Source organism: Streptomyces sp. NPDC056224, from assembly GCF_042267665.1.
GTDB lineage: Bacteria > Actinomycetota > Actinomycetes > Streptomycetales > Streptomycetaceae > Streptomyces.
In genome coordinates this window covers 32,210-55,259 of the sequence record NZ_JBHJTK010000014.1, presented here as the reverse complement: position 1 = coordinate 55,259, position 23,050 = coordinate 32,210, and the positions used below count along the sequence as shown (strand labels likewise).

Genomic DNA, 23,050 nt, shown 5'->3' with positions numbered 1-23,050 from the left:
CGGCTCGCATCCTCGATCCGGGCCGGACGGGCACCACGGCGAGAAGCCGCGCGAGCCGACGGGCCGCTTCCTAGTGCTGTGGCCGGGAGGGTTTGCCGGGTCGCGGCTTCCGGTGCGGTGCATCGCAAGGCGGAGGCCCGCGGCCCGTACTGGACGTACCGGCGCGGGCCGACAACGCGGCGAGGTGCCGTGCCGGGGGCCGCGACCCGGTGGACCTTGCCGGTCACAGCACTAGAACTTGAGCCCGCTGATCATGCTGGCCACGTTCGAAGTGAGCTGGCTGAGGGTCGGGGCGATGGTGGAACTCGCCAGATAGAAACCGAGGAGCACACAGACCACCGCGTGTCCCGCCTTCAGGCCCGACCTTCGGACCAGCAGGAATACGACGATCGCCAGCAGCACCACGGCCGAGATCGAGAGTGCCACGGCGTTTCACCTCCACGTCGAGCGGACATCGGTACACGATTCGTGCTCGGCGAGAGTCATACCCACCGTGCGCTACGGATCATAACTTTCCGTACCAGCGCATCGATCGAAATCCGGCAGCACAAGGGGCGCACTCCGCGCATGGACGGGGTCACGGGGGAGGCCGGCCGGAGAGGCTGTACACCTCCCGGCCGGCTGTCGGCACCCGCACGGCCGCACGCCGTCCAGCCTGCATGCCCCAGATCTCGGGGCAGAAACGGTCAAGTTGCCCCTGTGTAAACGGCGTTGGGTCAGAGGATCGCCGATTTCTTCTCGAACAGCCTCGGGTGGCCGGAAATGATCGGCTACTTGAGCTACTTCAGGACGTGGGCTACTCCTTCACGAGCGGAGGCAGCGGGGCCGTCGGCGGGACCACCTGCTTCTCCGCCGCGAAGTGACAGGCCGACGGGTGGGCCGCCGGCCCGGACGGGAAGACCGCCGGGACCGCGAGCAGCGGCACCTCCACCACGCACCGCTCCCGGGCCTTCCAGCAGCGGGTGCGGAAGGGACAGCCCGAGGGCGGGTCGGCCGGGGACGGCACGTCGCCGGAGAGGATGATGCGCTCCCGGTGGGCGCGGGCCTCCGGGTCGGGGACGGGTACGGCCGACAGCAGGGCCTGGGTGTAGGGGTGGGTCGGGTGGTCGTAGATCTGGGTGTCGGAGCCGATCTCGACGATCCGGCCCAGGTACATGACCCCGACCCGGTCGGAGATGTGGCGCACGATGGACAGGTCGTGCGCGATGAAGACGTAACTCAGCCTGAACTCGTCCTGCAGGCGCTCCAGCAGGTTGATCACCTGGGCCTGCACGGACACGTCCAGCGCGGAGACGGGCTCGTCGGCGACGATGATCTCCGGCTGGAGGGCCAGGCCGCGGGCGATGCCGATGCGCTGGCGCTGTCCGCCGGAGAACTGGTGCGGGTAGCGGTTGATGTACTCGGGGTTCAGGCCCACCACGTCCAGCAGGTCCTGGACCTTCGCCCGGCGCGAGCCCTTCGGGGCGACCTCCGGGTGGATGTCGTACGGCTCGCCGATGATGTCGCCGACCGTCATGCGCGGGTTCAGCGAGGTGTACGGGTCCTGGAACACCATCTGGATGTTGCGCCGGACGGCCTTGAGGGCGCGCCCGGACAGCTTGGTGATGTCCTCGCCCTTGTAGGAAATCTCGCCGGCCGTCGGCCGTTCCAGGTGGACCAGCATCTTGGCGACGGTCGACTTCCCGCATCCGGACTCGCCGACGATGCCCAGCGTCTCGCCGGCGCGCAGGTCGAAGGAGACCCCGTCGACGGCCTTGACCGCGCCGATCTGCTTGCGGAAGACGATGCCCCGGGTCAGCGGGTAGTGCTTGACCAGGTCCTTCACCTCCAGAAGGGACTCAGCCATGGAGGCACTCCTTCCAGAAGTGGCAGGCGCTGGTCCGCTCCACCGGTGACCCGGTCACCGCGTACAGCGGCGGGACGTCGGTGCGGCACACCGCCTGCGCCATCGGGCAGCGCGGGTTGAAGGCGCAGCCGGGCGGGATGGCCAGCAGGTTCGGAGGCAGGCCCTTGATCGCGTACAGCTCCTGGCCCTTCTGGTCGAGGCGCGGGATGGAGTCCAGCAGACCGCGGGTGTACGGGTGCGCGGGCGCCTTGTAGATCTCGTGCACCGGGGCCGCCTCGACGATCCGGCCCGCGTACATGACCGCGATCTTGTCCGCGACGTCGGCGACGACGCCGAGGTCGTGGGTGATCAGGATCAGACCCATGTTCAGCTCGCGCTGGAGCTCGGCCAGCAGGTCCATGACCTGGGCCTGGACGGTCACGTCGAGAGCCGTGGTCGGCTCGTCGGCGATGATCAGCGAGGGCTCCAGGGCCAGCGCCATGGCGATCATGATGCGCTGGCGCATACCGCCCGAGAACTGGTGCGGGTAGTCCCCCACCCGCTGCTTCGCCGCCGGGATCTTCACCCGGTCCATCAGCTCGACGGCCCTGGCCCTGGCGTCCTTGCGGGACATCCCGCGGTGGACCTCGTACATCTCGCCGAGCTGCGCGCCCACGCTGAGCACGGGGTTCAGGGAGGAGAGGGCGTCCTGGAAGATCATGGCCATGTCGGCGCCGCGGATCTTCCGCCGGTCCTCCTCCTTCATCTTCAGCAGGTCCCGGCCCTTGAAGAGGATCTCGCCGCCCGCGATCCGGCCCGGCGGCATGTCGAGGATGCCCATCACGGCCTGCGCGGTCACCGATTTGCCGGAGCCGGACTCGCCGAGCACCGCGAGGGTCTCGCCCTCGTCCACCGCGTAGGCGACGCCGTTGACCGCCTTCGCGACTCCGTCGCGCGTCTTGAATTCCACGTGCAGGTCGCGGACTTCGAGCAGCATGTGCGGGGCTCCTCAGCGCAGCTTGGGGTCGAGGGCGTCGCGCACCGCGTCGCCGAGCATGATGAAGGCGAGCACGGTCAGGCTGAGTGCGGCCGCCGGGTAGAGCAGCATGTGCGGGGCGTTGCGGATCTGCGAGGCCGCGTTGGAGATGTCGATGCCCCAGGAGACGGTGGGCGGACGCAGGCCCACGCCGAGGAAGGACAGGGTGGCCTCCAGGGCGATGTACGTGCCGAGCGCGATGGTGGCGACCACGATGACGGGCGCGACGGCGTTGGGCGCCACGTGCCGCAGCAGCATCCGGCCGTTGCCGGCGCCGAGCGCCCGGGCGGCCTGGACGTAGTCGTTCTGTCTGGCGGTGATCACCGAGCCGCGGGCGATGCGGGCGACCTGCGGCCAGCCGAGCAGCACGATGAAGCCGACGACGGGCCAGACGGTGGTGCTGGTGACGACGGACAGGAACACCAGGCCGCCGAGGACCACCGGGATGCCGAAGAAGATGTCCGCGACCCGGGAGAGCAGGGCGTCGCCCCAGCCGCCGAAGAAGCCGGCGAGGCCGCCGAGCGCCGAACCGAGCAGCGCGGCGCCGAGGGTGGCGCAGACGCCGACGGTGATCGAGGCGCGGGCGCCGTAGACGGTACGGGTGTACACGTCGCAGCCCTGGGTGTCGTAGCCGAACGGGTGGCCGGGGGAAGAGCCCTGCTGCGATTTGGACAGGTCGCACTGGAGGGGGTCGCCGCTCGCGATGAGCTGGGGCCAGATCGAGATGACGATGAGGAAGAGGATCATCAGGGAGGAGATGACGAACACCGGGTTGCGGCGCAGCTCGTGCCAGGCGTCGGACCACAGCGACCGGGCCTTCTCCTTGGGGCCGGCCGGGCCGCGGGGCTCCACGTCCTTCTCGATACCCTCGACGCTCTCCGCCTCTTCGATGGCCAGATCCATGGGACCGCCCTGGCCGGTGGGCGACACGGCCTCGTGGGGGCGCGGCCCCACGGGGTCGTAGCCGCCGGGGCCTGCGGGACGCTCGGGGTCAGGCATAACGGATCCTCGGGTCCAGGACCGCGTAGAGCAGGTCGACGAGCAGGTTCGCCAGCAGGAAGACGATGACGAGGATCGTCACGAAGCCGACGACCGTGGGCGAGTTGTTGCGCAGGATGCCCTGGTAGAGCTGGTAGCCGACGCCGTGGATGTTGAAGATCCGCTCGGTGACGATGGCTCCGCCCATCAGGGCGCCGATGTCGGTGCCGATGAAGGTGATCACCGGGATGAGGGAGTTGCGCAGCAGGTGCCGGGTGACGACCCTGCGGCGCGGCAGCCCCTTGGCGGTGGCGGTGCGGACGTAGTCGGCCTTGGTGTTCTCGGCGATCGAGGTGCGGGAGAGCCGGGTGACGTACGCGAGCGATACGAGGGCGAGCACGATGCCGGGCAGGATCAGCTCGCTGAAGGGGGCGTCCGGGGAGACGGTGGGCTTGACCAGGCCCCATTTGACGCCGAAGAGGTACTGGAGCACGTAGCCCGTCACGAAGGTGGGCACCGAGATGACGACGAGGGTGAGCACCAGCACGGAGGTGTCGACGGACTTGCCGCGGCGCAGTCCGCTGATCACGCCGAGGGTGATGCCGAAGACGATCTCGATCACGATCGCGACGATGGTCAGGCGCAGGGTGACCGGGAAGGCGCTGGCCATCAGCTCGGTGACCGGCTGTCCGTTGAAGGCGGTGCCGAAGTTGCCCTGGAAGATCTGCCCCATGTAGTGGAGGTATTGCTTCCACAGGGGCTGGTCGAGGAAGAGGTCCTTGCGGATGCGCGCGGCGGTGGCGGGGTCGGGCGCCTTGTCGCCGAAGAGGGCCGCGACCGGGTCACCGAGCGCGTACACCATGAAGAAGATCAGGAACGTGCTGCCGATGAACACCGGGATCATCTGGAGCAGCCGCCGGATCACATAACGTCCCATGGAGTGCTCCATGTGTGTGGGTGGGCCCGGGTCGGTGTGCGGCGGGCCCCCCGCGCGGCGGGGGGCCCGGATCCGTGCGATCCGTCGCCGGTCAGCTGACCTTGATCTCGTTGTAGACCGGCACGCTGAACTGGTTGAGCGCCACGTCCGTGAGCCGCTCGGAGTACCCGGCGCTGCCGTTCTGGTACCAGAGAGGGATGGAGGGCATCTGCTCGGCGAGGATCTTCTCGGACTCCTGGAACGTGGCGATCGCCTTCGACGCGTCGCTCTCCTGGTTGGCCTGGTCGACGAGCTTGTCGAACTCCGGGTTGCTGAACTTCCCGTAGTTGGAGGAGGCGTCCGTGTAGTACAGCGGCTGCAGGAAGTTCTGGATCAGCGGGTAGTCGGCCTGCCAGCCGGAGCGGAAGGGGCCCGTCAGCTTGTAGCTGCTCTGCTGGTTGCGGAAGTCGGCGAAGGTGCCGACGGGGTTGACCGTGCACACGGGGCCTTCGCCGAGCGCGTTGTTGATGCTGTTGCAGACGGCGTCCATCCAGTCGCGGTGCGATCCGGTGTCCACGTTGGAGGTCAGTGTGACCTTGCCGCCGGGGAGCCCGCCGCCCTCCTGGATGAGCTTCTTGGCCTCGGCGGGGTCGTAGACGCAGGCGTCGCCGCAGACGGTGGCGGAGAAGCCGCCCTTCTCCCCGAGGGCCGGGGAGGTCCAGTCCTTGGCGGAGGTGCGGGTCTCCTGGAAGATCTGCTTGGTGATCTCGTCGCGGTTGATGGCCCGCGAGATGCCCTGGCGGACCTTCTCCGTGCCCGGCTTGCTCCACTGGGGGTCGTACAGGGGGAAGGTGAGGGTCTGGATGATGAGGGCCGGCTGGTTGATGTACCGGTCGCCCAGGTCGTTCTTGACGTTCTTCAGCTGCTGCGCGGGGACGTCGTCGACGAGGTCGAGGTTTCCGGAGATCAGGTCCGTGTAGGCGGTGTTGTTGTCGGTGTAGACCTTGAGGTCCACCCCGCCGTTCTGGGCCTTGTCCGTACCGGGGTAGGCGTCCCACGCGCGCAGCTTCATCCCGGTGCCCTTGGTGTACGAGTCCACCATGTACGGGCCGTTGCCGACGGGCTTGGCGAGCCAGCCGGCGTGATCGGTGAAGAAGGCCTTGGGCAGCGGGGAGAAGGCCTGGTAGCCGAGGGTCTCGGGCCAGGTGGAGAACTTCTGCTTCAGGGCGACGGTGAAGGTATTGGGGCCCGTGACGACCAGCCCCTTCATCGTCTTGGCGGTGGGCTCGCCGGTGGCGGGGTGGACGTCCTGGTAGCCGACGATGTCCGAGAAGAAGGGCGAGTTGTTCTGCTTGTTGCGCACGTCCGCCCCGTAGTTCCAGGCGTCCACGAAGGACTGGGCGGTGACCGGCTCGCCGTTGCTGAACTTCCAGCCGTCCTTCACCGTGATCGTGAAGTTCTGGCTGTCCGTCGTCTCGAACTTCTCGGCGAGCATGTTCACGGCCGCGCCGGTCTTCGCGTCGTAGCGCTTCAGACCCCGGAAGAGCATGTCGAGGACCTTGCCGCCCTGCACCTCGTTGGTGTTGGCAGGCTCCAGCGGGTTCTGCGGGTCACCCCACGAAGAGCTGACGATCCCCGCACCCTCGCCGCCGCCGCCGCCGCCGTCGCTGTCGCCCCCGCAGGCCGTCGCCGTGAGGGCGACGGCCACCGCACATGCGGCCCACTTGGCGTGGGTGGCTCCGCGCATGAAGTGCCTCCTATGGATCCCAAGACTCACTTGGGCCCTATGTCACCCCATGTGGGGTCCGGCACACCCCCGGTTGGACCGATTGCACCCCCGCTCGCGCCCCCTGTCACCCCTCCGGGTGCAAAGGCAGGTCCCAGGTGTCCACCGCGTAGTGCAGGCCCATGCCGTGCGCCTCGTAGAGCGCGAGGGCGCCGGTCTCGTTCCCGGTGTCCACACCCAGTCCCACGGTGTCCCGGCCGCGCGCCGCGTAGACCGCGAAGCCGTGGCGCAGCAGGAATCCGCCGATGCCGCGGCCGCGCAGGTCCTCCCGTACGCCGATGTGGCTGAGCCATCCCATGCTCGTACGGTCGTCCCGGGTGAGCAGCACGGCCGCGTCGCCCTCGCCGGGCAGGGCGGCGATCCATACGAGGGACCAGTCGAGTTCGCGCGCCGCGAGGTGGTCCAGCCAGGGCTCGTACGCGCGCTCCACGTGGCCGAAGTGCGCCGCGAAGGTCTCCTCGACCAGCGCGTGGGCCCGGCGGCGGTCGGTCTCGTCGGCGGCGCAGTGGCGCAGGGTGAGGCCGGCCGGGGCGGCGGGCGGGAGGTCGAGGGCCGGGGACAGCCGGCGGGTCATGACCTGGTGGCGGCGGACCGTGCGGTAGCCGCGGCCGGTGAGGAGGCCGAGGTCAAGGGTGGGTTCGGAGTGGAGGTGGAGCCGCAGCCGGGCCTGTTCGGCGTCCGCGGCCATCTCACGGGCCCTGGCCTCCATGTGCTCCAGCAGCCGGCGGGCGGCCTCGCGGTGGCCGGGCAGCACGTAGTGGTCGCCGTCGATCCTGTCCGGTCCCGCGTCGGACCAGAGCAGGGCGTAGGCGACGAGCCGGCCGCCCTGGAAGGCGAGCCGGGAGTCGGTGGCCAGGTCGACGTGCGGGTGGTGGAGGTCGGCCTCCACGGTGCCCAGGTCGGTCTCCGGGCGGCCGATCTCGATCATGTCGATGGCGTTGAGGAGGGCGCAGATGTCGGACGCGTCCCCGGGCCCGGCGGGCCGGACGGTCAGCATGGCGGTCATCTGGCCACTGTCGGGGGACCCCGAGCTCGGCCGCAACCGCCTTTGCCCGCGCGGGGTACGGAAAGGCGGTCGGGCCGGGCAGGCGGCCAGGCGGTCAAGCCGGCCGGGCGGAAAACGGGCAGGGCGCCCGGGCCGGAGGAATCCGGTCCGGGCGCCCTGGACGCCGTACGGCTGCCGCCGCGGGGAGGTCAGACGGCCAGGACGGCCTTCTCCTCCGCGAAGTGGCAGGCCGACTCGTGCGCGGCGAAGATGTCCTGCCCCTTGAACCGCTCCGGGATCGCCAGCAGCGGCTCCTCGACGGAGCACTTGTCCTGGACCTTCCAGCAGCGGGTGCGGAAGCGGCAGCCCGACGGCGGGTTGGCCGGGGAGGGGACGTCACCGGTGAGGATGATCCGCTCGCGGCCCTCGCGGGCCTCGGGGTCCGGAACCGGGACGGCCGACAGCAGCGCCTGGGTGTAGGGGTGCGTCGGGTGTTCGTAGATCTGCGCGTCGGTACCGATCTCGGCCATCTTGCCGAGGTACATGACGCCCACGCGGTCCGAGATGTGCCGGACGATCGACAGGTCGTGCGCGATGAAGACGTAGGACAGGTTGAACTCGTCCTGGAGCTTCTCCATCAGGTTGATGACCTGGGCCTGCACCGACACGTCGAGCGCGGAGACCGGCTCGTCGCAGATGATGATCTCCGGGTTGAGCGCGAGGCCGCGGGCGATGCCGATGCGCTGGCGCTGACCGCCGGAGAACTGGTGCGGGTAGCGGTTGATGTACTCGGGGTTCAGGCCCACGACGTCCAGGAGTTCCTGGACCTTGCGGCGCCGGTCGCCCTTGGGAGCCACCTCGGGGTGGATGTCGTACGTCTCGCCGATGATGTCGCCGACCGTCATGCGCGGGTTCAGCGAGGTGTACGGGTCCTGGAACACCATCTGGATGTTGCGCCGGACGGCCTTGAGGGCGCGCCCGGACAGCTTGGTGATGTCCTGGCCCTTGTAGAAGACCTCGCCGGACGTCGCCCGCTCCAGGTTCATCAGCAGCTTGGCGACCGTGGACTTGCCACAGCCGGACTCGCCGACGATGCCCAGGGTCTCGCCCCGGTAGAGGTCGAAGGAGATCCCGTCGACCGCCTTGACCGCGCCGACCTGCTTCTTGAACAGGATGCCCTGGGTCAGCGGGAAGTGCTTGACCAGGTTGCGGACCTGGAGGATCGGCTCGCGCTCGGTGGTGTGCTTGGTGAGCTCAGCCATGGATCTGCTCCTTCCAGAAGTGGCACGCGCTGCGGCGGCCCGGCAGCTCGGTGCCGTCCTGCTCGCTGACCACCTGAAGCGCGGGGACCTCCGAGTGGCAGATGTCCTGCGCGGCGGTGCACCGCGGGTTGAAGGAACAGCCGCTCGGCAGACGCAGCAGGTTGGGCGGCAGGCCCTTGATCGCGAAGAGCTCCTGGCCCTTCTGGTCGAGACGCGGAATCGAGTCCAGCAGACCGCGGGTGTACGGGTGCGCGGGGCGCTTGTAGATCTCGTGCACCGGGGCCGTCTCGACGATCCGGCCGGCGTACATGACCGCGATCTTGTCCGCGACGTCGGCGACGACGCCGAGGTCGTGGGTGATCAGGATCAGACCCATGTTCAGCTCGCGCTGGAGCTCGGCCAGCAGGTCCATGACCTGGGCCTGGACGGTCACGTCGAGAGCCGTGGTCGGCTCGTCGGCGATGATCAGGTCCGGCTCCAGCGCGATCGCCATGGCGATCATGATGCGCTGGCGCATACCGCCCGAGAAGTGGTGCGGGTAATCGTCCACGCGCTGCTTCGCAGCCGGGATCTTCACCTTGTCCATCAGCTCGATGGCCTTGAGCCGGGCTTCCTTCTTCGACAGGCCGCGGTGGACGCGGAACATCTCGCCCAGCTGGTAGCCGACGGTGAGCACCGGGTTCAGGGAGGACAGCGCGTCCTGGAAGATCATGGCGATCTTCCGGCCGCGGATCTTCCGCCGCTCCTCGAAGGTCATCTTCAGCATGTCTTCGCCGCGGAAGAGGATCTCGCCCTGCGGGATCTTGCCGGGCGGCATGTCGAGGATGCCCATGATGGCCTGGGCGGTGACCGACTTGCCGGAGCCCGACTCGCCGAGCACGGCGAGGGTCTCGCCGGCGCTCACGCTGTAGTTGACGCCGTTGACTGCCTTGGCCACGCCGTCGCGGGTGTGGAACTCCACGTGGAGGTCGCGCACTTCGAGGAGCGGGCCCTGCTTGTCCCCGTCACGCGGGGAGGGAATTGCACTGGTGTTGTCCATGGTGATCACTTACGCCCTCCTCAGCGCAGCTTCGGGTCGAGGGCGTTGCGGACCGCTTCGCCGAGCATGATGAACGCGAGGACCGTGATGCTCAGCATGATCGAGGGCCAGAGCAGGATGTGCTGCGCCACCCGGATCTGCGCGGCACCGGCGGAGATGTCCACACCCCACGAGATGGTGGGGGAGGCGAGGCCGAGACCCAGGTAGGACAGGGTCGCCTCGGCGGCGACGTAGCCGCCCAGCGCGATCGTGGAGACCACGATCACCGGTGCCATGGCGTTCGGCAGGATGTGCCGGATCAGGATGCGCGAGGTTCCCGCGCCGAGGGCCTTCGCGGCGTGCACGTAGTCCGCCTGCTTCACGGTGATGACCGCACCGCGCATCACGCGGTTGATCTGCGTCCAGCCGAGGAAGGCCAGGGCGAAGACGACGGTCCACACGGTGCGCTTGGTGAAGGCCTGGAGGACGACCATCGCGCCGAGCAGGAAGGGGATGCCGAAGAAGATGTCCGTGACGCGGGACATGATCGCGTCGGTGAGGCCACCGAAGTAGCCCGCGATCATGCCCGTGATGCCGCCGACGATCGTGACGATCAGGGTCACGGCGACCGCGACGATGACCGAGGCGCGGGTGCCGTAGATGAGGCGCGCGTAGACGCTGCGGCCCTGGCCGTCGTAGCCGAGCCACTCGGGCGAACCGACGCTGCCCAGCTCCGGCTTGGTCAGGAAGTGGTGGACCAGGTCGCCCTTGGTGGGGTCCACGCTGGTGAACAGGCCCGGGAGGGCGGCGATCAGCAGCAGGATGAGGATCAGCACGGAGGAGACGACGAAGTACGGGTTGCGACGCAGGTCGGCCCAGGCGTCGCCCCAGAGGCTGCGGGCCTTCTCCGCCTTCGCCGGCTCCACGGGGGCCTTGGGCGCCGCCGGGTTGCCGGCCGTCACGGTGTCGGTCTTGGTCATGTCAGGCATACCGGATCCTCGGGTCCATGACCGCGTAGAGGAGGTCGACGAGCAGGCTGGCAATCAGGTAGACCACGACCAGGACGGTGACGACACCGACGACGGTCAGGCCCTCGCGGCGGACGATCGAGTCGTAGATCAGACCGCCGACGCCCTTGACGTTGAAGATGCCCTCGGTGACGACGGCGCCGCCCATGAGGGCGCCGATGTCGGTACCGAGGAAGGTCACGACGGGGATCATCGAGTTGCGCATGAGGTGCACACCGATGACGCGGCTCTTGGGCAGACCCTTGGCGACCGCGGTGCGCATGTAGTCGGCGCGCAGGTTCTCGGCCATCGAGGTGCGCGTCAGGCGCGCCACGTAGGCGAGCGAGAGGGATCCCAGCACGATGGCCGGGGCGAGCAGCTCGCTCCACAGCTCGTCGTTGCTGACGTTGGGATCGATCCAGCCGAGCTGGAAGGCGAACACCGACTTGACGATGAAGCCGAGCACGAAGACCGGCATCGAGATGATCAGCAGCGTCAGGATCAGGACCAGGTTGTCGGCGAGCTTGCCGGCCTTGAGACCCGCGACGATGCCGAGGCCGAGACCGAGGACGATCTCGATGGCGAAGGCCATCAGGGCCAGGCGCAGCGTCACCGGGAAGGCGCCGCCGATGACCTCGGTGATCTCGCGGCCGCTGCGGATCTGGGATCCGAAGTCGAAGTGGAAGATGATGCCGGAGATGTAGTTCCAGTACTGCTGCAGGATCGGCAGGTCCAGGCCGTGCTCGTGGCGGAGTTTCGCGAGCGTGGCGGGGTCGGTGCCCTTGTCCCCGAAGAGTCCGGCCACGGGGTCGCCGGGCAGGCTGTACACCATCAAGAAGATGAGCAGGGTCGTCCCGAAGAAGACCGGGATCATCTGGAGCAGTCGTCGTGCGACATAGCGCCCCATCGTGCCTCCGTAGAAGATGCGGCAGGCGCAGCCGGACGGGCCCTTTCGCCACGCACGCACGTGACGGTTACGTCACTGCGTCGCGAAAGGGCCCCCCGGGCGCTGCGTATAGGCCCGGATGCGGGCCGGCTCCCCGCCGGCCCACATCCGTCGAACGTGAATTACGCGGCGGAACTTACTTCTTGACCTCGACGTCTTCGATGATCGGGTCGCCGTCCTGGGCGTACTTGACGTTCTGGACCTTCTCCGAGTAGCCCGCGTTGACCTTGTAGTACCAGAGCGGGATCGAAGGCATGTAGTTGACCAGGTCCTTCTCGATGGCCTGGTACGCCTTCACGGACTCGTCCAGGCTCGCAGCGGTGTCAGCCGCGGCGATCTTGGCGTCGAGCTCCGCGTTGGTGAAGCCGCCCTGGTTACCGCCGGCGCCCGTACGGAACAGGTCGCTGACGAAGTTGGCGTTCACCGGGTAGTCGAGGACCCAGCCGGAGCGGTAGATCGACTTGACCTGCTTCGACTTGCGGGCCTGGAGGTCGGCCTGGAAGTCGGGCTTGGCGTCACCGGTGCACTTCACGCCGGTGGCCTGGGTGATGCTGTTGCAGACAGCCTCGACCCATTCCTTGTGGCCGCCGTCCGAGTTGAACTGGATCGAGATCTCGTTGTTCGGAACGCCACCACCCGCGGTGATGAGCTCCTTGGCCTTGGCCGGGTTGAACTTGGTGACGTCGCCGGTCGCGTTCGGCGTGTAGCCGAGGACGCCCTTGGCGACCCAGCCGGTGGCGGGCTCGCGGGTGCCCTGGAGCACCGTCTTGGTGATGGTGTCGCGGTCGATCGCCATCGACAGGCCCTGGATGACCTTCGGGTCGACCGGCTTCGGGGTCTTCCACTGGTCGGCGTAGAACGCGATGGCCAGCGTCTGGACGGCGGAGTACGCCTGGTCCACGGCACGGTCACCGAGGTCGGCGCGGTAGACCGGGAGGTCCTTCGGGCCGATGGTGCGCAGGACGTCGACGTTGCCGGACTTCAGGTCCTCGTAGGCGGTCTCGACGGTGGAGTAGTTCTTGAGGATCACACCACCGTTCTTCGCCTTGTTCTCGCCCTTGTAGTCGTCGAAGCGGGCCAGCTCGATCTGCTTCTTGTGCTCCCAGGACTTGAACTTGTACGGGCCGTTGCCGACCGGCTTCTCACCGGCGGCCGCGGGGTCCTTGTAGAAGGACTCGGGCAGCGGGGAGAAGACCTCGTAGCCGAGCTTGTACGCGAAGTACGGGACGGCGTTGGCGAGTTCGATGGTGAAGGTGTTCTCGTCGACGACCTTCAGACCCTCCATCGCGGTGCCGGTGGGCTTGGCGCCCTCGGCCTCGGGGTGGACGGCCTCGAAGCCCTTGATGTCCGCGAACCAGGACGCGTTGCCCTGCTTGTTGTCGATGTTCGCGGCCCAGTTCCAGGCCTTGACGTACGAGTCGGCGGTCACCTTGGTGCCGTCGTGGAACGTCCAGCCCGACTTCAGCTTGACGGTCCAGAGCTTGCTGTCCTTGGACTCGACCGACTCGGCGTTGACCATGGTCAGCTTGCCGTCGGCGTCGTAGTCGACCAGCTGCGAGAACAGGCCCGACATGACGATGGAGCCGTTGGACTCCATCGTGTCAGCCGGGTGCAGGAGCTTCTCGGGCTCGCCGACCTCGATCGAGTAGATACCGTTCGGGTCAACCTCACCCTTGGCGGCATTGCCCTTGTCGCCACCGCCACAAGCGGTCGCTGCCAGGGCGACGACAATCGCGCCCGCTACCCACTTGGCGCTCTTGGCACCGCGCATGGGTTTCCTCCTCATGAGTCCACTGTCAGATGTGAAGGACACCGATACGTTTCGCCGACACCCCTGACGGCGATAGGGACGGTGTCCCGAGTGTGCTCGTGAGTCGGCGCTCCCCACAGCGCGTGACCCATTGACCCGAGCTCAATGGAGCCATCCTCAGGGACTCCTAGGCCGTAAACCACACTTAAGTGGTCTCGTTTTCACAACATCACCTCAGGCCGAAAACCCGAAATCCGGACAAACGGATAGGAGACAGACACGTGCGAAACGGACGGTTAGCTCACCTTCCGGAGTGTCACGGTCGGTATGCGGACACCTGAACACAAAATCCGCTTGACACAAGCGAACAGCCCCTCCCTCACGGACTCCGTGAGGGAGGGGCTGCTGGGTGCTACGGCTGTGCGACCGCGACGGTCACCGACCGAGCGGCGACCGGGCTCGGCAGGTTACTACTTGGCGGACTTGGCGCGCGACGCGGTGCGCGAGCGGTCCTTCTGGTCCAGGACGACCTTGCGGATGCGGACGGCCTCCGGGGTCACCTCGACGCACTCGTCGTCGCGGCAGAACTCCAGGGACTGCTCCAGGGAGAGCTTGCGCGGCGGCACCACGTTCTCGGTGTTGTCCGCGGAAGCCGCACGCATGTTGGTGAGCTTCTTCTCCTTGGTGATGTTCACGTCCATGTCGTCGGAGCGCGAGTTCTCGCCGACGATCATGCCCTCGTACACCTCGGTGCCGGGGTCGGTGAACAGGACGCCGCGCTCCTGCAGGTTGATCATCGCGAACGGCGTGACCGCACCCGCGCGGTCCGCCACCAGCGAACCGTTGTTACGGGTGACCAGCGGGCCGAACCACGGCTCGTGGCCCTCGTGGATGGAGTGGGCGATACCGGTACCGCGCGTGCCCGTGAGGAACTCCGTACGGAAGCCGATGAGACCGCGGGACGGGACGACGAACTCCATGCGGACCCAGCCGGAGCCGTGGTTCGACATGTTGTCCATGCGGCCCTTGCGGACGCCCATGAGCTGCGTGACCGCGCCCATGTGCTCCTCGGGGACGTCGATCGTCATGCGCTCGACCGGCTCGTGCACCTTGCCGTCGATCTCCTGCGTGACCACCTGCGGCTTGCCGATGGTCAGCTCGAAGCCCTCGCGGCGCATCTGCTCGACCAGGATGGCGAGCGCGAGCTCACCACGGCCCTGGACCTCCCAGGCGTCCGGGCGCTCGGTGTCCAGGACGCGGAGCGAGACGTTGCCGACCAGCTCGCGGTCCAGACGGTCCTTGACCTGGCGGGCGGTGACCTTGCGGTCCTTGACCGCGGACTTCGCGTCCGCGCCCTTGCCGCTGCCGCCGCGGCCGACCATCGGGGAGGTGTTCGTTCCGATGGTCATGGAGATGGCCGGCTCGTCCACCGAGATCAGCGGCAGGGCGATCGGGTTCTCCGGGTCGGCCAGGGTCTCGCCGATCATGATGTCGGGGATACCGGCGACCGCGCAGATGTCGCCCGGGCCCGCCATCTCGGCCGGCTTGCGGGTGAGTGCCTCGGTCATCATCAGCTCGGTGATGCGGACGTTGGACATCGAGCCGTCACGCTTGATCCACGCGACGGTCTGGCCCTTGCGCAGCTCGCCCTGCTCGACGCGGAGCAGCGCGATGCGGCCGAGGAAGTTGTCGGCGTCCAGGTTGGTGACGTGGGCCTGGAGGGGGGCCGCCTCGTCGTACACCGGGGCGGGGACGTGCTCCAGGATGGTGGAGAAGAACGGCTCCAGGCTGTCGCTGTCCGCGGGGACGGTGCCGTCCTCCGGCTTCGTCAGCGAGGCGACGCCGTCCCGGCCGCAGGCGTAGACGATCGGGAACTCGATCTGGTCCTCGTCCGCGTCCAGGTCCAGGAAGAGGTCGTACGTCTCGTTGACGACCTCGTCGATCCGGGAGTCCGGGCGGTCGGTCTTGTTGATGCAGAGGATGACCGGCATCTTCGCCTGCAGGGCCTTGCGCAGGACGAAGCGGGTCTGGGGCAGCGGACCCTCGGAGGCGTCCACCAGCAGGACGACGGCGTCCACCATCGACAGACCGCGCTCGACCTCACCACCGAAGTCGGCGTGGCCGGGGGTGTCGATGATGTTGATCGTGATGGGCGCCCCGCCGTCCTTGGGGTGGTACTTCACCGCCGTGTTCTTGGCGAGGATCGTGATGCCCTTCTCACGCTCCAGGTCGTTCGAGTCCATCATGCGGTCGTCGAGGTGCTGGTGGGCGGCGAAGGCACCGGCCTGCTTGAGCATGGCATCGACGATGGTCGTCTTGCCATGGTCGACGTGGGCGACGATGGCGACGTTACGGATGTCGTGGCGCGTGGGCACTTCGGCGCTTCTCCCGGGATAGTGGATGGCGTCGCGTACGGCCTGGCACGCTCGCCTCGGCCGGGCGAAAACCTGCCACGGCCTTACCCCATGGTACGTCGCGTGGCGGGAACCGCCTGCCGGGGGGTCTGTCAAGAGGCCGGACGAATGAGCGGGGCCGGATGCGGTGTGGGGTGCGCCGGCCGCCTGTCCTGCCTGGATTCAAGCGGGTCAACGGGTGTCCATGACCTTGCCCGCCGGGATATCCGGCGGGCAAGCGACTTGAGTCACATCTGAGCTTGGGATCCCGGGGTCAACCTGACAGGCACCCCTTTGTCACCACATCTTCTCCTGCTCTCCTCCTCGCGCCGTTCCCGCGTGCGTCAATTCTTCTTGTCCTTGGCGGCCGGGGGCTTCTTCCAGCCGATGTCCTGGAAGCGCGGGGCCCCGAGCCCGAAGGCTCCCGCGTTGACCAGGGCCGGCTTGACGGCGACCAGCTCCGGGCGCTGGTAGAGCGGGACGGAGCCGGCCGCGGCCCAGATCCGGGCGTCCGCCTTGCGCATCAGCTCACGGGACTGCTCCTCGTCCAGCTCGCCGGCCGCCTGGTCGAAGAGCTGGTCGATGTGGTCGGTGCCGACCCGCGTGTAGTTCTGTTCGACGAGGAGCGAGCCGTCCGCGGCCGGCTCCGGCTTGGCGAAGATCGGCCGGGCGTCGGTGGCCGGGTAGGCGGTCGCCGGCCAGGAGTAGAGGGCCAGGTCGTACTGGCCCGAGGCGATGTGGTCCTTGAAGAAGCTCTCGTCGGCCACCTTGGTGATCTCGGTGCTCACGCCGATCTTCTTGAGCATGGCGGCGATCCGCTCACCGACCGCGCGCAGGGACTCCGATCCGGGGCCCGCCGGCAGGACGAAGCGCAGGCTGAGCGCCTTGCCGTCCTTGGCGAGCATGGCGCCGGAGGTCCGTACGGCCTGCTTGGCCGGGGGCGCGGAGCCCTTGGCGGGCTCGGCGGGCTCCGCCTCGCCGTCGCGGGCCGGGCTGCGCTTGCCGTCGTCGACGGCTTCCGCAGCGGCGGCGGCCTGGGCGCGCAGGGCCGCCTCCTGCCCCTCCGCGAACGGCGCGGGGGCCAGCACGGGGGACCGGTCCCGCTCCGCGGCGTCCGGGGCGAACCTGTCGGCGTCGACGATCTCGCCGTCGGGACCGTAGGCCGCGCCCTCGGGGAGCGCGCCGTCGCCGCCGTGCTCCCCGGGGCCCTCGGGGCCCTCGGGGCGGCTGCCGTGCGTGCCGGTGTCGTCGCCGTTGCGCTCGTCGTCCTGGCCCACGATGTAGAGCCCGTCGTTGCCGGTGCCGGGGCCCGACGGGGTCTTCCCGTCGTCCTGCGGCGCGCTCTCCGGGCCGGCCTTCGCTCCCGGCGGCTCGGTGAGCTTGCCGTCCCGGCGCCAGCCCGCGTCCGCGAGGAGCGCCTGCGCCGCCTTGGCGTCCTGGCCGCCGAGGGCCTCGCTGTTGTCGGCGTACGCCCGCTGCCCGGCGAGTGCCACGTGGCTGCCGACCGGCTTCGCGGGCAGGCCCAGCGGCTTCAGTACGATCTCGGCCAGCTCCTTGCGGTCCAGCGCCCTGGCCACCGCCCGGCGGACCCGCTCGTCGGCCAGCGGGCCGACGGAGCCGTTCATCGCGAGCTGCGTGTAGGCCGGCTCCAGGGACTTGCGGACGGTGAAGTTCCGCAGTGCCTCCTGCTCGTCGGCGTACCGGCTGACCGCCTCGGCGTGCTTCTGGCGGGTCTCCTTCTCCGCCTGGGCCTTGTCCTCGTCCGTGCCGAAGGCGATCGCCCACGACAGGGTGGCCTGCGCGGCGGTCATCGAGGCGCCGGGGCCGTGGGCCGGGGCCCCGCCCGAGCCCGCGCCGCCCGCGCCGCCCGCGCCCTGCTTCTTCGCCTCCCGGTGGGCGAGTGCGATCCGGTCGGCGCCGGTGCGGTCGATCTCCGCCATGTCGAGCTTGCCGGCGGCCAGCGCGGCCGGGCGCTCCGCCCGGGGCACCGCCGTCAGGACCAGCGTGTCCAGCTTGGTCGGCCGGCCCCACCAGCGCGGATTGCGGTTCAGGGCGACGGTGCCGGTCTTCTTGTCGATCGCCCCGAGGCCGAAGGGTCCGGCGGTGACCTTGAGGGTGCCGCGGGCCCCCTCGTTGAAGGCGTCCGGGGTGCCGGTGACCTGCTTGGGGTAGAGGGGGCTGAAGAGGGAGCGCCAGTCCGTGTACGGCTTGGCGAAGGTGACCTTGACCTCCAGGTCGCTCTTGCCCCGCTCGATCTTCTCGATCCGCTCGTAGCCGGCGTTGCGGGCCGTCCAGTACGCCGAGTCCTTGCCGTTCAGGGCCCGCCACTGCGCGACGAAGTCGGGGGCGCCGATCTCGCGGCCGTCACTCCACACCGCCTGCTGGTTCAGCTTGTACAGGACGACCTGCTTGGGCTCCCGCTCGACGACCTCCGCCTTCTCCAGGTAGTCCGGATTGGCCGCCGGGCGCCCCTTGGCGTCCATCACGAACAGCTGCGGCAGCACGGCCGCGGCGATCCGGCCGGTCGTGGCGTCCGCGTCGGCCTGGAAGGTGTTCAGCGTCTGCGGGAGGGCGTCCACCGCCCACCGCAGCACACCCCCGTCGGCGACCTTGTCGCGGGCGGTCGCGGCGATGTCCTGTCCGGCGGCGACCGGACCGCCCTCGTCGTCACCCGCGCCGCAGCCCGTGAGGAGCGGCAGTGCGAGGACTCCCGAGGTCACAAGCGCCAAGGACCTGCGCCTTCTCTGGGACATGGGTGGTACCTCCGGGGCGGGGCGTGGGGGAAGCATGATCACGTTCGGCGGTATATGGAGCTGATCACACCGGTTGCCGGGACCCACTGAAATCGACCGCCCCCCGCACCCCCCGCAGCCGCCTCGCGCCACGCCGCGAACCCCACCCGTGCGGACCAATACGGCTTGCGCGGCAAACAGGCATTCCCTCGGGAGAGGGATGAGAATGGGGTGCAGGGAGGGGCGCACAGTTCACGCCTGCGCGCCCGCAATCGCTGCACGTCCCTTCACAACCGGGGACGTGAGGCGCGACACTCGCAGGCGCACATGAGCGTTGCCACCGCACCTGCGGAAGTGAGGGCAAATCATGTCCCTGCAAGACGATCTGAGTGCCGTACGGCGCAACCTGGACGAGCTGACGCGCAAGGTCGAGCAGCTGGAACGGCAGGCGAAGCGGCAGAAGCCGATGTCGTCGGGCGCGCCGGATCCGTCCCGGATGGTGAGCATCCCGGACGCGCCGTACGACAACGCGCTGTGGACGGACACCGACGACGAGGGCCTGGGCGCGCGCGACCGCCACGCCCCCTGACGCCGGGCGTCCCGCCCCGGGTACACCGCTCCAGCCGTACGACCCGTTCCCCCATCTGGCCCGGCCGCCCGTGGCGGCCGGGCCTCCTGGGCCACCCCTCATCACTCCTCCCGGAGTCCCCTTTGGCCACAGGCACACAACCACCCCGGCAGCGGCCCGGCGGCGTCCACGACGCCTCCCGGGCCGCGATCACTGCCCGGCACCTGCGGACCGACCGGTGGTGGCTGGCCCCCGCCGGCACCGCGGCCGGGCTGCTCGCCTTCATCGTCTACTCGACCTGGCGGGCCTTCGCGAACGCCGACTACTACGCGGCCCCGTACGTCTCCCCGTTCTACTCCCCGTGCCTGGCGGAGAACTGCGAGGAGATGCGCGGCGGCCCCAACTGGGACCTCTTCGCCAGCTGGTGGGGCCTGTCCCCCGCGCTGCTGATCCTGGTCTTCCCGCTCGGCTTCCGGCTGACCTGCTACTACTACCGCAAGGCCTACTACCGGGGCTTCTGGGCCTCGCCGCCCGCCTGCGCCGTCGCCGAGCCGCACGCGAAGTACACCGGTGAGACCCGCTTCCCGCTGATCCTGCAGAACGCGCACCGGTACTTCTTCTACGCGGCGGTCCCGGTCGCGGGCATCCTCACCTACGACACCGTGCTGACCTTCCGCGACGAGCACTACGAGTGGGGCCACATGGGCCTCGGGACGCTGCTGTTCCTGGTCAACATCACGCTGATCTGGGCGTACACGGTGTCCTGCCACTCCTGCCGCCACATCATGGGCGGCCGGCTCAAGCACTTCTCGAAGCACCCGGTGCGCTACCGGCTGTGGGGCTGGATCAGCCGGCTCAACTCCCGCCACATGCAACTGGCGTGGGCCTCCCTGGTCAGCGTGGCCCTGTGCGACTTCTACGTGTACCTGCTGGCCACCGGCGCGTTCACCGACCCGAGGATCTTTTGAGATGGCTGAAGTGGAACGGCAGCAGTGGGACGTGGTGGTGGTCGGCGCGGGCGGCGCCGGACTGCGGGCCGCGATCGAGGCCCGTGAGCGCGGCGCCCGTACCGCCGTGATCTGCAAGTCCCTCTTCGGCAAGGCCCACACGGTGATGGCGGAGGGCGGGATCGCCGCCTCCATGGGCAACGTCAACGAGGGCGACAACTGGCAGGTGCACTTCCGCGACACCATGCGCGGCGGCAAGTTCCTGAACCAGTGGCGGATGGCGGAACTCCACGCGAAGGAGGCTCCGGACCGGGTCTGGGAGCTGGAGACCTGGGGCGCCCTCTTCGACCGCACCCCCGACGGGAGGATCTCCCAGCGCAACTTCGGCGGCCACGAGTACCCGCGCCTCGCGCACGTCGGCGACCGGACGGGCCTGGAGCTGATCCGCACCCTCCAGCAGAAGATCGTCGCGCTCCAGCAGGAGGACTTCAAGGAGTACGGCGACCACGAGGCCCGGCTCAAGGTCTTCCAGGAGTGCACGGTCACCCGCGTGCTGAAGGACGGCGAGAAGGTCGCGGGGGCCTTCTGCTACGAGCGGGAGTCCGGCCGCTTCTTCGTCCTGGAGGCCCCGGCGGTCGTCCTCGCCACGGGCGGGATCGGCAAGTCCTTCAAGACCACCTCCAACTCCTGGGAGTACACGGGCGACGGCCACGCGCTGGCCCTGCTCGCGGGCGCCCCCCTGCTGAACATGGAGTTCGTCCAGTTCCACCCGACGGGCATGGTCTGGCCCCCGTCGGTGAAGGGCATCCTCGTCACGGAGTCCGTGCGCGGCGACGGCGGCGTGCTGCGCAACTCCGAGGGCAGGCGGTTCATGTTCGACTACGTCCCCGACGTCTTCAAGGAGAAGTACGCCGAGTCGGAGGAGGAGGGCGACCGCTGGTACGAGGACCCGGACCACAACCGGCGTCCGCCCGAGCTGCTGCCGCGCGACGAGGTGGCCCGGGCCATCAACTCCGAGGTGAAGGCGGGCCGCGGCTCCCCGCACGGCGGGGTTTTCCTCGACGTGTCCACCCGGATGCCGGCCGAGAAGATCAAGCGGCGGCTCCCGTCGATGTACCACCAGTTCAAGGAACTGGCGGACGTGGACATCACGGCGGAGCCGATGGAGGTCGGCCCGACCTGCCACTACGTGATGGGCGGGATCGCGGTCGACTCCGAGACCGCCGCCACGGTCGGGGTGCCGGGGCTGTTCGCGGCGGGCGAGGTCGCGGGCGGGATGCACGGCTCGAACCGGCTCGGCGGGAACTCCCTCTCCGACCTGCTGGTCTTCGGCCGGCGGGCTGGGCTGCACGCGGCGGAGTACGCCGCGCAGGACACCTCCTCCGCGGCCGCCGCGCGCCCCGCCGTCTCCCAGGAGCAGATCGACGAGGCCGCCGCGGAGGCGCTGGCTCCGTTCCACGCCGCCGAGGGCGCGGAGAACCCGTACACCCTCCACCAGGAGCTCCAGACGACCATGAACGACCTGGTCGGCATCATCCGCCGGGCGGGCGAGATGGCCGAGGCCCTGGAGAAGCTGGCCGGCCTGCGCGAACGGGCCTCCCGGGCCGGGGTCGAGGGCCACCGCCAGTTCAACCCGGGCTGGCACCTGGCGCTCGACCTGCGGAACATGCTGCTGGTCAGCGAGTGCGTGGCCCGCGCGGCCCTGGAGCGCACCGAGAGCCGGGGCGGGCACACCCGGGAGGACTTCCCGGCGATGGAGCGGAGCTGGCGCCCGGTCAACCTGCTGTGCCGCCCTGTCGACCCGGCCCCGGCGGATCCCGCGGCCGACCGGATCGAGCTGGTCCGGACCCGTACCGACCCCGTCCGCCCGGACCTGCTCGCCCTGTTCGAGAAGGAAGAACTGGCCAAGTACCTCGCCGAAGAGGAGCTCTACCATTGAGTACGTACGACGCGAGCTTCCGGATCTGGCGGGGCGACGCCGAGGGCGGGGAACTGCGGGACTTCACGGTCGAGGTGCACGACGGTGAGGTGGTCCTGGACATCGTCCACCGGCTCCAGGCCACCCAGGCCTCGGACCTCGCCGTGCGCTGGAACTGCAAGGCCGGCAAGTGCGGCTCCTGCAGCGCGGAGGTCAACGGGCGGCCGCGGCTGATGTGCATGACGCGGATGTCGACCTTCGAGCGGACCGAGACGATCACGGTCACCCCGCTGCGGGCCTTCCCGGTCGTGCGCGACCTGGTGACGGACGTGTCCTTCAACTACCGCAAGGCGCGGGAGGTCCCGGCCTTCGTGCCGCCGGAAGGGGTGGCGCCGGGCGCGTACCGGATGCAGCAGGTGGACGTGGAGCGCTCACAGGAGTTCCGCAAGTGCATCGAGTGCTTCCTGTGCCAGGACACCTGCCATGTGGTGCGGGACCACGAGGAGAACAAGAGCGCCTTCGCCGGTCCGCGCTTCCTGATGCGGGTGGCGGAGCTGGACATGCACCCCCTGGACGCGGCGGCGGAGGCGGGCCTGGACCGCAAGCGCACCGCGCAGGAGGAGCACGGGCTCGGCTACTGCAACATCACCAAGTGCTGCACGGAGGTCTGCCCCGAGGGCATCAAGATCACCGACAATGCGCTGATCCCGCTGAAGGAGCGGGCGGTGGACCGCAAGTACGACCCGCTGGTGTGGCTGGGGAGCCGGATCCGCCGCCGTTCCGATCCCCGGTAGTACGCGACGGGCCCCGTACACGGCGTGCGTACGGGGCGTGCCTACGGGGCGTGCGTACGGGGCACCACGACCGGGGCGCCGCGACCGGGCGTTCGCCCTGCGAGTGACGGATGGCCTTGCACGGGCCGCCCCCGCCGCGGCGGCGGAGCGGGGCACTGGCGGCAGCTGCTCCGGGTGCGGAAGGGTGAA

At 69.1% G+C, this 23,050-nt stretch carries 18 protein-coding genes; 4 read left to right on the top strand and 14 right to left on the bottom strand.

Features of this window, described 5'->3' with window-relative positions; all coding sequences use genetic code 11:
- Positions 1–231: 231 nt before the first annotated feature.
- The 14 genes from ACFCZ1_RS18685 to ACFCZ1_RS18620 form a co-directional block, all read right to left on the bottom strand.
- Complete coding sequence (locus ACFCZ1_RS18685) at positions 232–426, bottom strand: hypothetical protein (protein WP_053677094.1); 195 nt, start codon at positions 424–426, stop codon at positions 232–234.
- A gap of 370 nt (positions 427–796) precedes the next feature.
- Positions 797–1,846, bottom strand: a complete 1,050-nt coding sequence (locus ACFCZ1_RS18680) for an ABC transporter ATP-binding protein (RefSeq protein WP_376679363.1) — start codon at positions 1,844–1,846, stop codon at positions 797–799.
- On the bottom strand, positions 1,839–2,822 hold the full coding sequence (locus ACFCZ1_RS18675; protein ID WP_376679362.1) for an ABC transporter ATP-binding protein: 984 nt from the start codon (positions 2,820–2,822) through the stop codon (positions 1,839–1,841). The genes ACFCZ1_RS18680 and ACFCZ1_RS18675 overlap by 8 nt, the downstream gene beginning before the upstream one ends.
- 12 nt (positions 2,823–2,834) lie before the next feature.
- Positions 2,835–3,860 carry an ABC transporter permease gene (locus tag ACFCZ1_RS18670; RefSeq protein ID WP_376679361.1) on the bottom strand — a complete coding sequence of 342 codons (1,026 nt, stop codon included), beginning with the start codon at positions 3,858–3,860 and terminating at the stop codon, positions 2,835–2,837.
- Positions 3,853–4,776, bottom strand: a complete 924-nt coding sequence (locus ACFCZ1_RS18665; protein ID WP_376679360.1) for an ABC transporter permease — start codon at positions 4,774–4,776, stop codon at positions 3,853–3,855. The genes ACFCZ1_RS18670 and ACFCZ1_RS18665 overlap by 8 nt, the downstream gene beginning before the upstream one ends.
- A gap of 91 nt (positions 4,777–4,867) precedes the next feature.
- Positions 4,868–6,502, bottom strand: a complete 1,635-nt coding sequence (locus ACFCZ1_RS18660) for an ABC transporter substrate-binding protein (RefSeq protein ID WP_376679359.1) — start codon at positions 6,500–6,502, stop codon at positions 4,868–4,870.
- Positions 6,503–6,608: 106 nt separating this feature from the next.
- The gene (locus ACFCZ1_RS18655) at positions 6,609–7,547 is read right to left on the bottom strand and encodes a GNAT family N-acetyltransferase (protein WP_376679358.1); all 939 of its coding nucleotides are present in this window, start codon (positions 7,545–7,547) and stop codon (positions 6,609–6,611) included.
- A gap of 188 nt (positions 7,548–7,735) precedes the next feature.
- The gene (locus ACFCZ1_RS18650; RefSeq protein WP_376679357.1) at positions 7,736–8,788 is read right to left on the bottom strand and encodes an ABC transporter ATP-binding protein; all 1,053 of its coding nucleotides are present in this window, start codon (positions 8,786–8,788) and stop codon (positions 7,736–7,738) included.
- Positions 8,781–9,827 carry an ABC transporter ATP-binding protein gene (locus ACFCZ1_RS18645; protein ID WP_376679447.1) on the bottom strand — a complete coding sequence of 349 codons (1,047 nt, stop codon included), beginning with the start codon at positions 9,825–9,827 and terminating at the stop codon, positions 8,781–8,783. Before ACFCZ1_RS18645 ends, ACFCZ1_RS18650 begins: the two co-directional genes overlap by 8 nt.
- 20 nt (positions 9,828–9,847) lie before the next feature.
- The gene (locus ACFCZ1_RS18640; protein ID WP_376679356.1) at positions 9,848–10,795 is read right to left on the bottom strand and encodes an ABC transporter permease; all 948 of its coding nucleotides are present in this window, start codon (positions 10,793–10,795) and stop codon (positions 9,848–9,850) included.
- Positions 10,788–11,720, bottom strand: a complete 933-nt coding sequence (locus ACFCZ1_RS18635) for an ABC transporter permease (RefSeq protein ID WP_376679355.1) — start codon at positions 11,718–11,720, stop codon at positions 10,788–10,790. Before ACFCZ1_RS18635 ends, ACFCZ1_RS18640 begins: the two co-directional genes overlap by 8 nt.
- 175 nt (positions 11,721–11,895) lie before the next feature.
- Positions 11,896–13,530, bottom strand: a complete 1,635-nt coding sequence (locus tag ACFCZ1_RS18630; RefSeq protein ID WP_376679354.1) for an ABC transporter substrate-binding protein — start codon at positions 13,528–13,530, stop codon at positions 11,896–11,898.
- 449 nt (positions 13,531–13,979) lie between these two features.
- Entirely contained in the window at positions 13,980–15,884 is a 1,905-nt protein-coding gene (gene typA, locus ACFCZ1_RS18625; RefSeq protein ID WP_376679353.1) for a translational GTPase TypA, read from the bottom strand.
- A gap of 362 nt (positions 15,885–16,246) precedes the next feature.
- Positions 16,247–18,655, bottom strand: coding sequence for an ABC transporter family substrate-binding protein (locus ACFCZ1_RS18620; RefSeq protein ID WP_376679352.1), 2,409 nt, complete (start codon positions 18,653–18,655; stop codon positions 16,247–16,249).
- 346 nt (positions 18,656–19,001) lie between these two features.
- On the opposite strand from ACFCZ1_RS18620, the gene ACFCZ1_RS18615 reads away from it, so the two are divergent.
- The 4 genes from ACFCZ1_RS18615 to ACFCZ1_RS18600 all read left to right on the top strand — a co-directional run bounded on the left by ACFCZ1_RS18615 (position 19,002) and on the right by ACFCZ1_RS18600 (position 22,861).
- Positions 19,002–19,223 carry a hypothetical protein gene (locus tag ACFCZ1_RS18615; RefSeq protein ID WP_376679351.1) on the top strand — a complete coding sequence of 74 codons (222 nt, stop codon included), beginning with the start codon at positions 19,002–19,004 and terminating at the stop codon, positions 19,221–19,223.
- Positions 19,224–19,345: 122 nt separating this feature from the next.
- The gene (locus tag ACFCZ1_RS18610; RefSeq protein WP_376679350.1) at positions 19,346–20,170 is read left to right on the top strand and encodes a hypothetical protein; all 825 of its coding nucleotides are present in this window, start codon (positions 19,346–19,348) and stop codon (positions 20,168–20,170) included.
- A gap of 1 nt (position 20,171) precedes the next feature.
- On the top strand, positions 20,172–22,088 hold the full coding sequence (locus ACFCZ1_RS18605; protein WP_376679349.1) for a fumarate reductase/succinate dehydrogenase flavoprotein subunit: 1,917 nt from the start codon (positions 20,172–20,174) through the stop codon (positions 22,086–22,088).
- Positions 22,085–22,861 (top strand): succinate dehydrogenase/fumarate reductase iron-sulfur subunit, encoded by a 777-nt coding sequence (locus ACFCZ1_RS18600; protein ID WP_376679348.1) that lies wholly within the window; start codon positions 22,085–22,087, stop codon positions 22,859–22,861. Before ACFCZ1_RS18605 ends, ACFCZ1_RS18600 begins: the two co-directional genes overlap by 4 nt.
- The last annotated feature ends 189 nt before the right edge of the window (positions 22,862–23,050 follow it).